Raw genomic sequence first — 15136 nt, 5'->3', positions numbered from 1 at the left:
AGTTGCCATTTTTGAGAGAAAATTGCCTCTCAAATTTGAGTACCTATCCTGTAAAATTGAACAAATAAACAACAAAAATAGCGTTAAAATTTTACACTATGTGCATGACGTCAATTTTTAATGATAATACACTGCAAACACTAACCATTTTTTGTGACTAAATCACGGTTTTCATCTTTTTATTGGGCTTGATTTTTATATAGCTCACAAAAATGAATTAATGATGACAAATTCACCCAAAATAATTGAAATTATCTTGTCGAGGTATTGTGAATATTTTTTGAAGTAAAAAAAGAATTGTGATTTATATCACTTAATACAAAGTAAACTTATTTTGATTAAAAAACCACAATTCGTTACATAAATAAAATAATCAATCTTACTTATCAAATTTGATTTAATAAATATATTTATTAAATCATCTTCAATTAATTAAAATTTAATTTAAGTAAAAAAAGATGATTATTTAAGCATTAAAATATCAATATTATTTTCTAACTTATGTGTACCATAACTAGGCGAAAATAAGATAATTTGTCGTTTTCTCCTCAAAGTAAACTACATTTTTTTTAAATAATTCAAGTTGTGGCAAGGCGGAAAAATGAGGTCATTTCAAGGAACATACATAAGTATGTGACTAGAGTGACTGAATGAAGCCAACGCAGCCACAGCTTGAAGTATGACGAAAAGATAGGAGCATACATTAGTATGTGACCCGAGTAGCCAAGCGCCGCCAACAACGCTACAGCGTAAATTAGGACGAAAATAGCCAAGCGGCTCCGCGCACCCCACTCGAATCGCCATGCACCGCTTTACGAATAGGCGTATCACACTCCCCACCAAATACCCATTGGCGGATCCTTGCTGGCAACGCTTCATATAAGTAATCGACATTGCTCATTCCGCCCCCTAGCACTATCACGTCTGGGTCTAACATATTAATGGCTTGTCCGAGGGCTTTTGCGAGGCGGTTGAGGTAATTTTCCAGTGCGATCTTGGCATATTTATCACCTGATTGTGCTAATTCGACAATTTCCATTCCCGTTTTTTGGCTTCCTGACATTTTCGCGTAATCCGCCATAAACCCTGTGCCTGAGACAAACAATTCCGTGCAACCTGTCAGCCCGCAATAGCAGTTTTCTGTTACTAGAAATTGCCTATCTTGCTCATCTTGCCATGGTAGAGGGTTATGACCCCATTCCCCTGCAACGCCATTTCCCCCTGAGTGCACTTGCCCATTTATTGCAATTCCTGCACCACATCCAGTTCCGATAATTACGGCAAACACGACTTTCTCGCCTGCTCCTGCACCATCAACGGCCTCAGAGACGGCGAGACAATTAGCGTCATTTGCCATTTTTACTTTACGGTTTAATAAATAACTTAAATCGGCATCGAACGGTCTGCCATTAAGCCATGTGGAATTGGCGTTTTTAACTCTTCCTGTCACTGGAGACAAGGTTCCAGGGATCCCAACACCAACACTGCCTGACAACCCCGTCGCCGTTTCTGCATCCGCCACTAAACTCGCGATCGCTTTAAGTGTCGCATCATAATCACCACGAGGTGTTGGAATACGTTTACGAAACAAAGTATTACCACTGTCATCCAATGCAATAACTTCAATTTTGGTTCCACCAAGGTCAATACCTATTCTCATTATGATGCTCTCTACTATTCAAGGGTTCTATGGTTATCATGGCTTGATTTGAGGAGTATTATCAATAGTTAGCTAATGAAATGATAGCAGCCCTCAACGTCAACGTATTTTTTTTCGCTTAATAACAGACAATTCGCTATCATAGCCCCCTGCTCTAACTGGCTATTTATCAACAAAGGTAGGTTTTTCATGTGGTTCAAGAATATATTGGTCTATCGCCTAAATCGGGATTTGGCACTCTCCGCAGATGATTTAGAGAAACAGCTTGCCGCCCTCGCCTATCATCCTTGTGGTAGCCAAGACATGATGCAAACTGGCTGGGTTTCCCCTATGAATGGTGGTGATGCATTGACGCATGCTGCGGGTAATCAAATTCTTATTTGTGCTAAAAAAGAAGAAAAAATGCTGCCATCTCCTGTAATAAAGCAAGAACTACAGGATAAAATTGAAAAACTAGAAGCTGAACAAGGGCGTAAATTAAAAAAAACCGAAAAAGACTCCTTAAAAGATGAAGTCGTCCATGCTTTACTCCCTCGCGCATTTAGTAAATTTAGTAAAACCTACATTTGGATCGATACTGTAAATCAATTAATTATTGTTGATGCCGCAAGTGCAAAACGCGCTGAAGACAATTTAGCCTTACTCCGCAAAAGCTTAGGTTCTTTACCTGTCGTTCCTCTGACTTTTAAAGACCCTATAGAGCTAACACTTACTGAGTGGATCCGTTCAGGCTCATTACCACAAGGCTTTGCTGTCATGGATGAAGCAGAGCTAAAAGCTATCTTAGAAGAAGGTGGTATTATCCGCTGTAAGAAGCAAGACCTAATTTCTGATGAAATCGCAAACCACATTGAAGCTGGCAAGCTCGTTACCAAACTGGCCTTAGATTGGGAAGAGCGTATCCAGTTCATGTTATCTGACGATGGTTCACTAAAACGCCTCAAATTTAGCGATACATTAAAAGACCAAAATGATGACATCGCCAAAGAAGACTACGCTCAAAAATTTGATGCTGATTACGTCTTAATGACCGGTGAACTCAGTGCATTAATCGCTCGCTTGATTGATGTCTTAGGTGGTGAAGCCGAACACTAAATTTGTTTCCATATCCTCTATTGCTCTCACAATGGCAACTAACACTTAAGTAAGTTGCCATCACTTTTTAGATCCCGCTTACATAGCCACAATTAAGTCATTGACTGGTTGTGAAATCTCTGGTTGATTGATTTATATCCATATCGCAAATTTCTGATATTTAATTATGTTCAACAACAATAATAAAAATAATCCATCACTGATGATTATGGTCAATATTCTGTCGAAGGAAATGTTATGAAAGAGCTCATCGAACCTGAATTAGATGAAAATTCACTGGTTACCCTACAAAAAGTCACTGCAGAAAATTTTTCTGAAATTTGCTTACTAAGTCATACACTTAGTGAGGCACAGCGTAATATGGTAGCAGATAACGCCTATTCCATGGTGGAAGCACAATTTTCTGATTGTGCATGGTATCGAGGCATATACGCTGATGATGTCCCTGTTGGTTTTATCATGCTGCATTCAGGGCTAGATGACGATGAGTTAGAATATGACGGCATTATGCTTTGGCGCTTTATGATTGCAGAACCCTACCAAAAACTGGGGTTTGGCCGAGAAGCTTTAGTTCAAGTCATCCAGTATTTAAAGAGAAAAGGTTATCCTCGCCTTTATAATAGCTGTGGTGAAGGGGAAGAAAGCCCATTTGAGTTCTACAAAAAGCTTGGTTTTGTTCCAACAGGCGCTTATATGGATGACGAATGTGAGTTGGTTCTAGATATTACTAATTGGCAAGAACAAGAAGAGTAATCGAACTACCACCTATACTAACCGTGTTCAATTTCCCGGTTTACCGACCGCTTTAATATTTACAGGGTATCACTAAGATACCCTATATAATTTGGGTTGTAACTAGGCGACAAGCGAACCGAGCCTTAGGAGCATGCAGTGTGATTAGGGAATAGGCGTAAGCCTATAAGTGCAGTCAACAACGCTACAGCACGAAGCATGACCAATACCAATACGCTAAATAGTTTGTGCTGTCGCAAGGCGGCAAATGCGTTAGACCCTAGGAGCATACACAAGTATGTGACTAGGGCTAACGCATGAAGCCAACGCCGCGACAGTGCAAAATATGACGCGTATTCGTTATTTTTGGATAAGATAACGAATAGTCGGCCCATCTTGCTGAATATCCAACACAGTATAACCGTAGTTTTTCGCATCCAGAGGAATATTATTGATCGACTGCGGGCAATCACTTACTACCTCTAATATTTCACCTTTTTTCAACGATGGCATTGCTTCTAATGTTGCCACTGCTGGGTATGGACAAGGTTCGCCGACCATATCTAACCGGTAATCAGGGATAATGTCTTTCTTACTCATACAACCTCCACGGATACATTAGATGCTTTTTGAGAACGTTTACGGAAAAAATGTTTTTCCCAGACCAACATCAGTACAAATGCGACCGCTAATAACCCATAAGTGACCAGTAATCCACCTTCTGGTCCAAAGGTTTCAAGTAAATTAACTTTGTCAAAATCAGTCGCTAGCCAAGGGCCTAAGTCATCCCAGTAGTAAGCCAGTACTGTAGCACCAATAATATTACCAAAACCTACCCACCAATAATGAACCTGGCCTTCTACGGCACGGTACATCCAGCCCGTTTCACAGCCACCAGCGAGTACAATACCGAAGCCAAACAGTAATCCACCAATGACGGCATTCGGCCCAGCCCATAAAATTTTTGGCGTTGCACCTAACTGCACATAGCTGAAAATACCAATCGCACTGACCGCCATACCAATAATGATAGCTTTCGCCATATGGGTGCGTCCGGTGACCCACAGATCACGAAATGCAGAGGTAAAACAAATTTGTGCTCTTTCAATCAGTAACCCGAAGCCAATACCACATAAAATGGCAAACCCCATTACTGGGGAGTCTAATAAGCTATAAAAGCCCCAAGCCAGTGCTAAAGTGAAAATAACCATTCCCAGTTTAAAGCGCCTTTTCGCCACATTATGATTTTGTGTTAACGGCGATGCGGTGCTGACTTTTTTCAGTTTCACAGGAATGCGAAACATTGGCATTAGTGTGAATTTCGCACCAAAGTATGACCCTACCGCAGTAGCAACAGCAAAATACCATGCGTGTAATGAAAATTGAGGGATACCAGTAAAGAATGCAGCTAAATTACACCCCATCGCCAAACGAGCACCAAATCCAGCGATAATACCGCCTAAAATAGCTTGAAAAATACGTATCCGATGCTGAGGCATTCGTAATTTAATATTATTGGCCCATAATGCAGCGGAAAAACACCCGGCAAACATACCAATGATCATCACGCCATCAATACGATCCAGAGGTGTACCCTCAAAACCAATAACTTTAAAATAGCCCCATGTCTCTGGCTCTGCACCAAATAATTGCATGATGTGCCCGCCCCAACGCGTAAACTCACCCGTGACCGCCCAGAATGTGCCGGTCAAGCCAAAGTAATAGGTTGATAAGATACCTGCGGCAATAACTGCAGGTAATGGTTTCCAAAAACCGATGAGATAGCGAGATTTAAAATCAGACCAAGTCATTGTTACTTCCAATTCATTCACGCCAGACCTTGGCAGAGAAATTCGCCGTTGTATAATTATCGTTATAAGTATTTATATCGATCCCCACAGCGAAGTGGCAACATCATACTCCGATAAATTTTTTCGTGAAGTTATTTCATCATAAAACGAGAGACAGATTGATCTTGAGCACACTCAGATTTAAAGAAATAGATGGGAATAAAAAAAAAGCGCTATCTCAATGATAACGCTGGAAGTGTAGTCTTATTTTATCTATAGAAGAGTATAATATGAAATTGCCTTATTACGGCGACGCTTGCTATGCGTAGTCTGTAGTCAGCCCATTTGACTCCAGTAATAACACTTATCTCACAGTATAAATACGTTCACTTAGCTGACCTACTTGTTAAGTAATTATAACTATTTTTAATACAAAGGCCTAAACGTTCACTAACTTTGTATTATTTCCAAATTAGCATTGGCCTTATTGATTCCCTAGCATAAGTAAATTATAAAAATAGATAACTCAGTATAATAAAGTATTTAAAAGTGTTTCTAAATGTTATTGGTTGCATTATAGCGCAACACTTTTGTTGCGCAAGTGTTTTTTTATTTTCATGATAAGCTACAAAAACCATGCAATAAAACAATTAAAATCAAACAGATACATTGAAAAACCGAAATCAGGCAAAATATTTAACCTATAGTTAAGATATTACAAACAATTTACATTTTTTATAGAAAACAATTTACTTAAAATTTAAAAGTAAATTTAATATTAATTAATATATATCACATAGCTTTACAAATATATTTTCTGGAATAATAAAACCTTCTGAACATTAATAAAACTTACATATTTTTCAATTATAAATATTAATGGTATTTACGTAATTAAAATTTATTAACCTACGAATTAAATATAAAAACAATCAGGCTCATGATAAATAATAACTTTTCTGATGAATCCTTCCCTTACAAAATAACCACCAATCTGATAAGGAATTAGGTCAAATAGATTAAAAATGATCCCCACATAAATCCTTACTTATAATATGGTTTATTTTTCGTTAAGTTTCACATCGCTATTGCATTACTTTTGATAAAATAATCAGCATTAATATGCTATTTAACTCGCATTTAAAAATTAAAAAACCAAGAAAATGAATCAATGTAACTAATAGATAAATAGTAAAAAAGGTAAAATCAATAGACATTACTGTGATAATAAAGAAAAAACAAACAATGATTCATTATAAAAATTAATAAGATGTTTCATTGCTTATAGAAAATACAAGCAAAAATATCCTAAATAGAGTGAAACAATGAGTGCAATAGCCATCCCCAGCCTATCAAATTACGAATAGAAAGCGTCAAATAAGAATAAAATTCTTAAAAAGAAATCTAATTAGCAAAATAAATGTGATGAGATAGACAAAAATAGTGCCAAAGGTAAATTAGATCGCCACAGGCTTACCTTAAGGCATAGTTAGATAATAAAAAAACGCGTTTTACCCTTAACGATAAAACGCGTTTATACGATGTAATTCGCTTATTTTGAAGTTGTTGCTTCCATACCCACTAAACCAATCTTCAAGTACCCAGATTGACGCAATGCATTCATTACATCCATCATAGTTTCATAATCAACACTCTTGTCCGCTTGGAAAAAGATTGTCGTTTCCTTATTAGAACTTGTTGCTTGGTCAAGTGTAGAAGCAAGCTGTTCTTTTGTCACAGCTTGGTCCCCAATAAAAAGCTGGCTGTCCGATTTCACCGTTAAAAAAACGGGTTTTTCTGGACGCGGCTGCGGCTTCGCTGTCGAGGCGGGTAAGTCGACTTTAATATCAACTGTTGCCAATGGTGCCGCAACCATAAAGATAATCAATAAAACCAACATAACATCGATAAAAGGTGTTACGTTAATTTCATGCATTTCACCGCTATCGTCTTGTTCGTCACCTAAACGCATTGCCATAATAATTACCTTGCTTTGCTATTTGCCAGATCAAGATCACGCCCCAGTAACAATGCGGACTGAGCAGCGACATCTCCTACTTGACCACGATAGTTGTTGATCATACGAGCAAAAATATTATAAATCACAACCGCAGGGATAGCGGCAATAAGACCGATTGCTGTTGCTAATAATGCTTCTGCAATACCTGGCGCAACAACAGCAAGGTTAGTCGTTTGTGAGTGGGCAATCCCGATAAAGCTATTCATGATCCCCCAGACAGTTCCAAATAAACCGACGAATGGAGAAATCGCACCAATAGTAGCCAAATAACCATTGCCACGCCCCATATAACGGCTAATAGCAGCAACAGCCCTTTCTAGGCGGAATGATGTGCGCTCTTTTGTACCTGATAAATCAGAGCTATTCGCTGATAAAGCTCGCTCAGTAACAGCTTCATTTAATAACATACGAGTAATGCTATTTGCTTTGAAGCCTTCTGCAATACTGACCGCCTCATCAAGTGATTTTACCTCAGCAATCGCTTTCGCTTCTGCTTTTAAGCGACGGCGAGCAACTAAAATCTCCAAACCTTTTGAGAAAAATAGCGCCCATGTAATAACAGAAGCAATCACCAAACCAATCATAACGGTTTTAACCACGTTATCTGCATTTTGGTACATTCCCCAAACAGATAAGTCTTGATCAAAACCTCCTGTTGGTGCTTCTGTTGCAATTTCAATGTTTTCATTAACAACTGTTGTGTTCACAGCTTCGCCTTGTACAGGCTCAGCGGGTACTGATGCAACTTCAGCACTTGGTGTTGTTGTTGGTGCAGCCGGGTTTACTGCCGGTTGTGTTGATGGTGTATTTTGAGACGCAGCTGGTGTTGTTGCAGGTGTGGTTTCAGCGACTGCCGTACCCATCAAGCCGAACGCCAATAGAATAGAAGCTGTTAGTTTACGCATCAGTTGGCCTTTACTCTCTTTTTAGTGTTGTATAATAAAATTCATATCGATGATTGTGCCATTCATCGACTAACCTTTAAAAGCGAAATTTGACTCGCGCTGTCCGTCTCTTTTCAAAAAGACGGTGCTGATGATATCAAACACAGCGCGAATTGATAGTAATTATCATTAGTATTCGCGATTTTTTTATATTTTTTTGCGTTTAGACAAACATGTCCTTCTCTATTATGCGGTTATTTTCCTTAATAATTCATAGCTCAATTAAGTGTTCATACGCAACCTGAGAAAATGAGACTTACCTATGAATTGAAAGTTGAAGAATACTCAGGTTACATTTCTATCAGGATCATTTAACGTCTTAGTATAAATCACCTTTGAGTTTAACTAGTTCACATCCTGTGTAGGGAAAAATCATGGCAGACATAAAACCTGAAACACAATTAGTTCATATTGGGCGAAACCCTAAATACACACAAAAAGGAGTAAACCCCGTTATTCAACGTGCTTCTTCTATTATTTTTGATACGCTTGAAGAAAAACGACATGCAACTCGCCATCGTGCAAATAACGTACTATTTTATGGGCGCCGTGGTACGCAAACACATTTTGCTTTCCAAGAAGCCATGACAGAATTAGAAGCAGGTGCAGGTTGTGTCCTTTACCCTTCAGGTGCTGCCGCAATTACCAGTGCCATTTTGTCCTTTATCTCTGCAGGCGAACATATCCTTGTTACCGGTTCAGCTTATGATCCAACCCAAAATTTTTGCGACAATATTCTCACTAAGTTAAATGTTCAAACCACGTATTTTGATCCCTTAATCGGAACGGGGATTGCTGATTTAATACAATCCAATACACGTATTGTATTCTTAGAATCCCCCGGCTCTATCACCATGGAAGTTCATGACTTACCTGCAATCGTAAAAGCTATACGTGCTAAATCGCCTGAAATTGTCATTATGATTGATAACACTTGGGCTGCGGGCGTCTTACTTAAACCATTATTATTTGATGTTGACGTTTCAATCCAATCAGCAACTAAATATATCAATGGCCATTCCGACGGAATGCTCGGCCTTGCTGTGGCAAACCAACGCTGTATTGAAACATTACGTGAAAATTCCTATCTCTTAGGTCAAACAGCTGACCCAGACACTGTTTATATGGCTAATCGTGGCCTGCATACATTACCGACTCGATTAAAACAGCATCAAATTAATAGCTTACAAGTTGCTAATTGGTTACAGCAACGTCCTGAAGTTGAACAGGTTTTTCACCCGGCACTTGAGAATTCTCCGGGTCATGAATTCTTTATTCGTGATTTTACAGGCTCTAATGGTCTGTTCTCTTTCCAACTAAAATCACGCTTAACCACGGAGCAATTTACCGCTTTTCTTGATAATTTTAATCATTTTAAAATGGGTTATTCATGGGGGGGCTTTGAATCGCTGATTTTGGGATACCAAAAAGAAGATTTGCTCAGTATGCGGCAGTATGATTTTTCACCAAAAGAAGGCACCTTCTTCCGAGTGCATATCGGTTTAGAGCACACCGATGATTTAATTCACGACTTACAATTAGCTTTTGAGCGAATTTAATTTGTAGCTTAAATCAAGATGTTAATTGCAGGATAATCATTAAATATTTCCTGCAATTTATCCACTCAATGATTAATTCATCAAACAAATCAAACTTGAACCCTTTTTTTCCTGTAATATAGATGATAAAGAAATTCGCTTTTACGCAGATACAGGAATGATTATGGAAGTCCTACGCGAAATCGTACTGGCACTTTGGCACCACGATTTCCTTAAACTCTCCAACCCTGAAGTGCTTTGGGTTATTTATACCGTACTTTTTGTTGTCATTGTTTTAGAAAATGGCGTTCTTCCCGCCGCTTTCCTACCCGGTGATACCTTGTTGATCCTTTCAGGTGCATTAATTGCCAAAGGGGTCTTACACTTTATTCCCACAATACTATTGCTAACAACAGCAGCCAGTTTAGGTTGCTGGTTAGGTTTTCTACAAGGCCGATGGTTAAGTGAAACCAAGGTTGTGAAACGCTGGTTAGCGCAAATTCCTGAGGAATATCACACCAAAGCAAATAATATGTTTAATAAGCAAGGATTATACGCCCTACTTATCGGCCGCTTCCTTGCATTTGTCAGAACAATATTACCTTTGCTCGCTGGGTTATCTGAATTAAGTCACCGCCGTTTCCAATTTTTTAACTGGCTAAGTGGCTTGTTATGGGTTGGCTTGATTGTCACCTTGGGGTATGCCTTAAACCAAATTCCTTTTGTGAAAGAACATGAGCAAATTGTTATTAGTGCGCTAATGATTATCCCTGTCATCCTACTAATTAGTGGGCTAATTGGTTCAATTGTAATGTATTGGAAACACCGAAAGGCACTCTCTGGTAGCAAAGAAAAATCATAGTATGACCGAGTAATGGCCGCTAATTAGCGGCCATTTGGTTTTATTGATCCATCAAACTAATAGCAGAAAATAAGTACTGGCCAATTTCTGCTGTCATCCATGTTCCTTGCGAAGTCTTGGGTTCCTCACGATAAATTACCCGAATTCTCTCTTGTAGCTCAGGATCTCCCCCCGTAAACTGGTTGAACATCGCTAACCATGTTTTCGCTAATTGTTGTACTTCGGGTGAGCCTGGGGATTTATGTGCTTTTAATGCATTATATAAACCTGCGATTAATTCGGGCCACACCTCACCTGAGGAAAAATAATGCTGCTGAACAAAAGCAAATTGCTCCGCGGTTAAATGAGGTTTAAACAGTGATAATTGGTACTCACTAAAACCCTCTGCTACATATTGGATCATTGCAACAGAAATACCTGATGAATAGGCTAACGTGTTATCCGATAAATGAATTCGATTCAATCGTGCAAAGAAATCCGGGTTGCCTCCGGTATCTCTTTCTAATGCCGTCATCCATTCATGTGCGATTTGTTGCACCTCGATAGATTGAGGTGTTACACCTTGTTCCATCAACTTATTTACCGTTGCTACGCGCTGTTGCCACTCTTGGTTTTTCAGCGTGTGCGCCGTATAGAGTGGTAATTGTTCCAATTCTTGAGGGGTAAAATATTTATCAAACATCGACATCATCTCCAATACAGAAAACCAATCAGCCTGAGTTAAACTATTACCTGTTTGCATTTGCTTGTGTAATTGCTCTAATCGATAACGTAATGTCGCCATTTGCTCCATTTGTTCCGTTAATAATGCAATTCGTTCTTGCAGCAAACTCGTTATATCTCCACTCTGGCCATCCAGTAATTCACCGATGTTTTTCAGTTTGACTCCAACCTGCCGTAGCAATTGAATTTGCGTTAAACGCTCTATGCATTGCATGTTGTAAAGCCGATAACCCGCATCGGTTCTTGCAGTTGGTACCAATAAGCCAATTTCTTCATAATGATGCAGTGTACGGATGGTTAATCCTGTTTTTTCCGCAATCTCACCAACTTGAAATAGCATAGGTTCCTCCTGTAATTGCGACCAAGGTTAGTGCCTCACGTTACGTGAGAGTCAATCTCAATTTTGCATTTTTTATTGGAATTATATTTTACCCACAATATCACCAGACAATTATTTTCTCGCTAGCGATAGTTTAAAAGTAGCCATAAAAAAGCCCCAGTAAATTGAATACTGAGGCTTACATAGGTGACTTATTAAATAATTACTTAATTAATGCATGCATTTCTTGTACAGAGATTACTGTATCTGTTGGATCTGCACTGAGCGACATCGTGGTGGCAAAGCCGCCATTTAACGTCGTGTCATAGTGAACTTTGTAACGCAATGCACTGCGACGAATTAATTTTGAGTCTTCAATAGCTTGACGACCTGCAGTGGTATTCACAATGTAATCATATTCACCATTCTTAATTCTATCTTGAATGTGTGGACGACCTTCATGAACTTTGTTGACGAGGCGCGGATTAATCCCAGCCTCTCCTAACACAATCGCCGTACCGTGAGTAGCATCTAACTCAAAGCCGTGTTTTAACAGCTTAGCGGCTAAATCAACCACACGTGTTTTATCCCCTTCACGAACGGATAACAGTGCACGGCCTGATTTTTTCATCGTCGAGCTACTGCCTAACATCGCTTTAGCAAATGCTTCTGCAAATGTCCGGCCGACACCCATTACTTCACCTGTTGAGCGCATTTCAGGCCCAAGAATTGGGTCAACCCCAGGGAATTTATTAAATGGCAATACGACCTCTTTTACAGAGTAGTATGGTGGAATAACTTCTTCCGTTACTCCTTGCTGTGCCAAGGTTTGCCCTACCATCACTCGCGCTGCAACTTTCGCTAATGGTACACCTGTTGCTTTAGAGACAAAAGGCACAGTTCTTGCGGCACGTGGATTGACTTCAATTAAATAAACTTCGTTATTTTTGACGGCAAACTGCACATTCATCAAGCCACGTACACGTAATTCGAAGGCAAGGTTGCGGACTTGCTCGCGCATCACATCTTGGATTTCTTGGCTAAGTGTATATGCAGGTAGTGAACATGCAGAGTCACCAGAGTGCACGCCAGCTTGCTCAATGTGCTCCATGATACCGCCAATCAGCACCATCTCACCGTCACAGATCGCATCTACGTCAACTTCAACTGCGTCGTCTAAGAAGCGATCAAGTAGCACTGGCGCATCGTTAGAGACGCTTACCGCCGTTTGGAAATAGCGACGCAAATCGATTTCATCATATACGATTTCCATTGCACGGCCACCTAACACATAGGATGGGCGAACAACCAGTGGATAACCAATAACAGCTGCTTTTTCAACTGCTTGCTCAATAGCAGTGACAGTTGCATTCTGTGGCTGCTTTAAGTTCAAGCGATTAACGGCCTGCTGGAAACGTTCACGGTCTTCTGCGCGGTCAATGGCATCTGGGCTCGTACCAATAACAGGAACACCCGCAGCTTCCAACGCTCTAGCTAATTTTAATGGTGTTTGACCACCATACTGCACAATCACACCTTTTGGCTGCTCGATGCGTACAATTTCCAGCACATCTTCAAGAGTGACAGGTTCGAAATAGAGACGGTCTGACGTGTCGTAATCGGTTGAAACAGTTTCTGGGTTACAATTCACCATAATGGTTTCATAGCCGTCTTCACGTAACGCTAGAGATGCATGTACACAGCAATAGTCAAATTCAATCCCTTGCCCAATTCGGTTTGGCCCACCGCCTAATACCATCACCTTCGGTTTAGCATTATTTGGGTTTGACTCACACTCATCTTCGTATGTGGAATACATATAAGCCGTGTCTGTTGCAAACTCTGCCGCACAGGTATCAACACGTTTATAAACGGGATGTAAATCATAGCCTTGACGTAGTTTGCGTAGTTCTGCTTCAGAAACACCGACTAAACTTGCCAGACGTGCATCTGCAAATCCTTTACGCTTAAGTACACGTAAGAAGTCCTTAGTTAGGCCATTGATGCCTAATTCAGCCACTTCTTCTTCTAAACGCACCAATTCTTCGATTTGCACTAAGAACCAGCGGTCAATATTGGTTAAATTGAAAACACCATCAACAGAAAGACCGGCACGGAACGCATCCGCGATAAACCAGATACGTTCTCCACCTGCATCTTTTAACTCACGACGGATGCGAGTTAGTGCTTCAGGATCTTCTTGGGCCACTTTCGGGTCGAAGCCTGTTGCGCCTACTTCTAAGCCACGTAATGCTTTTTGCATTGATTCTTGGAATGTGCGACCAATAGCCATTACTTCGCCGACAGATTTCATTTGCGTTGTTAGTCGGTCATTCGTGCCCGCAAATTTTTCAAAGTTAAAACGTGGAATTTTTGTCACAACATAGTCAATGGAAGGCTCAAATGATGCCGGAGTACGGCCACCAGTGATGTCATTCATTAACTCATCAAGGGTATAACCCACTGCTAATTTTGCCGCAATTTTTGCAATTGGAAAGCCCGTCGCTTTAGAAGCAAGCGCTGATGAACGCGAAACCCGTGGGTTCATTTCAATAACAATTAAGCGCCCATCTTTAGGGTTTACCGCAAATTGAACGTTAGAGCCGCCCGTTTCAACGCCGATTTCACGCAATACTGCCATCGATGCATCACGCATGATTTGGTATTCTTTATCGGTCAATGTCTGAGCCGGGGCTACGGTGATAGAATCCCCCGTGTGGATCCCCATGGCATCGAAGTTTTCAATGGAACAAACGATAATACAGTTGTCTTTTTTATCGCGGACAACTTCCATTTCGTATTCTTTCCAGCCAATTAACGATTCATCAATCAATAATTCGTTAGTAGGGGACAAATCTAAACCGCGAGTACAGATTTCTTCAAACTCTTCACGGTTATAGGCAATACCGCCACCGGTGCCTCCCATCGTAAATGATGGGCGAATAATACAGGGAAAGCCGACCGCATCTGCAACGGCATATGCCTCTTCCATATTATGTGCAATACCTGAGCGTGCAGTGCCCAAGCCGATTTTTTTCATTGCTTTATCAAAACGTTGACGATCTTCAGCTTTATCGATTGCATCTGCCGTTGCCCCAATCATAGTGACGCCGAACTCGGCTAAAACGCCTTTACGCTCTAATTCAAGCGCACAGTTCAGTGCGGTTTGGCCACCCATGGTTGGTAATACTGCATCTGGGCGCTCTTTTTCGATGATTTTACGCACAACTTCCCAGTGAATCGGCTCGATGTAAGTTGCATCTGCCATTTCTGGGTCAGTCATTATTGTCGCAGGGTTCGAGTTAACTAAGATTACGCGGTAGCCTTCTTCACGCAGTGCTTTACATGCTTGAGCACCTGAGTAGTCAAATTCACATGCTTGGCCAATCACAATCGGGCCGGCACCTAAAATCAGAATGCTTTTTATATCAGTACGTTTTGCCATTTCTTTTG

11 protein-coding genes are annotated in these 15136 nt (G+C 40.3%); 4 read left to right on the top strand and 7 right to left on the bottom strand.

Going from position 1 to position 15136, the window contains the following annotated elements; genetic code table 11:
• Window positions 1-754: 754 nt before the first annotated feature.
• Complete coding sequence (gene mak, locus PR767_RS15920; RefSeq protein ID WP_196718564.1) at window positions 755-1660, bottom strand: fructokinase; 906 nt, start codon at window positions 1658-1660, stop codon at window positions 755-757.
• Between the two features lie 189 nt (window positions 1661-1849).
• Between mak and rdgC the strand changes: the two genes are divergently transcribed.
• Both rdgC and PR767_RS15910 read left to right on the top strand, forming a co-directional pair.
• A complete protein-coding gene (gene rdgC / locus PR767_RS15915) occupies window positions 1850-2755 on the top strand; it encodes a recombination-associated protein RdgC (protein WP_004914657.1) in 906 nt (301 codons plus the stop codon).
• A 237-nt stretch (window positions 2756-2992) separates the two neighbouring features.
• Window positions 2993-3508 (top strand): GNAT family N-acetyltransferase, encoded by a 516-nt coding sequence (locus PR767_RS15910; protein WP_004914659.1) that lies wholly within the window; start codon window positions 2993-2995, stop codon window positions 3506-3508.
• Window positions 3509-3847: 339 nt separating this feature from the next.
• Here PR767_RS15910 and yedF read toward each other — a convergent pair whose 3' ends face one another.
• The 4 genes from yedF to exbB all read right to left on the bottom strand — a co-directional run bounded on the left by yedF (window position 3848) and on the right by exbB (window position 8202).
• Window positions 3848-4087 (bottom strand): sulfurtransferase-like selenium metabolism protein YedF, encoded by a 240-nt coding sequence (yedF, locus tag PR767_RS15905; RefSeq protein ID WP_004914660.1) that lies wholly within the window; start codon window positions 4085-4087, stop codon window positions 3848-3850.
• Window positions 4084-5298, bottom strand: a complete 1215-nt coding sequence (gene yedE / locus PR767_RS15900) for a selenium metabolism membrane protein YedE/FdhT (protein WP_272520596.1) — start codon at window positions 5296-5298, stop codon at window positions 4084-4086. The genes yedF and yedE overlap by 4 nt, the downstream gene beginning before the upstream one ends.
• Window positions 5299-6829: 1531 nt before the next feature.
• Entirely contained in the window at window positions 6830-7255 is a 426-nt protein-coding gene (gene exbD, locus PR767_RS15895; RefSeq protein WP_004905603.1) for a TonB system transport protein ExbD, read from the bottom strand.
• 5 nt (window positions 7256-7260) lie between these two features.
• On the bottom strand, window positions 7261-8202 hold the full coding sequence (exbB, locus tag PR767_RS15890; protein WP_004914664.1) for a tonB-system energizer ExbB: 942 nt from the start codon (window positions 8200-8202) through the stop codon (window positions 7261-7263).
• 413 nt (window positions 8203-8615) lie between these two features.
• On the opposite strand from exbB, the gene metC reads away from it, so the two are divergent.
• Both metC and PR767_RS15880 read left to right on the top strand, forming a co-directional pair.
• On the top strand, window positions 8616-9800 hold the full coding sequence (gene metC, locus PR767_RS15885; RefSeq protein ID WP_272520595.1) for a cystathionine beta-lyase: 1185 nt from the start codon (window positions 8616-8618) through the stop codon (window positions 9798-9800).
• A gap of 163 nt (window positions 9801-9963) precedes the next feature.
• On the top strand, window positions 9964-10641 hold the full coding sequence (locus PR767_RS15880) for a DedA family protein (RefSeq protein ID WP_004914669.1): 678 nt from the start codon (window positions 9964-9966) through the stop codon (window positions 10639-10641).
• A gap of 40 nt (window positions 10642-10681) precedes the next feature.
• Here the strand turns inward: PR767_RS15880 and PR767_RS15875 are convergent, their stop codons facing one another.
• Window positions 10682-11704 (bottom strand): MerR family transcriptional regulator, encoded by a 1023-nt coding sequence (locus PR767_RS15875; protein ID WP_272520594.1) that lies wholly within the window; start codon window positions 11702-11704, stop codon window positions 10682-10684.
• 202 nt (window positions 11705-11906) lie between these two features.
• Entirely contained in the window at window positions 11907-15128 is a 3222-nt protein-coding gene (carB, locus tag PR767_RS15870; RefSeq protein ID WP_109911863.1) for a carbamoyl-phosphate synthase large subunit, read from the bottom strand.
• Between the last annotated feature and the right edge of the window lie 8 nt (window positions 15129-15136).

The sequence above is a fragment of the Providencia sp. PROV223 genome (genome assembly GCF_028479245.1).
Lineage (GTDB): Bacteria > Pseudomonadota > Gammaproteobacteria > Enterobacterales > Enterobacteriaceae > Providencia > Providencia rettgeri.
This window is presented reverse-complemented; position numbering and strand designations above follow the sequence as displayed.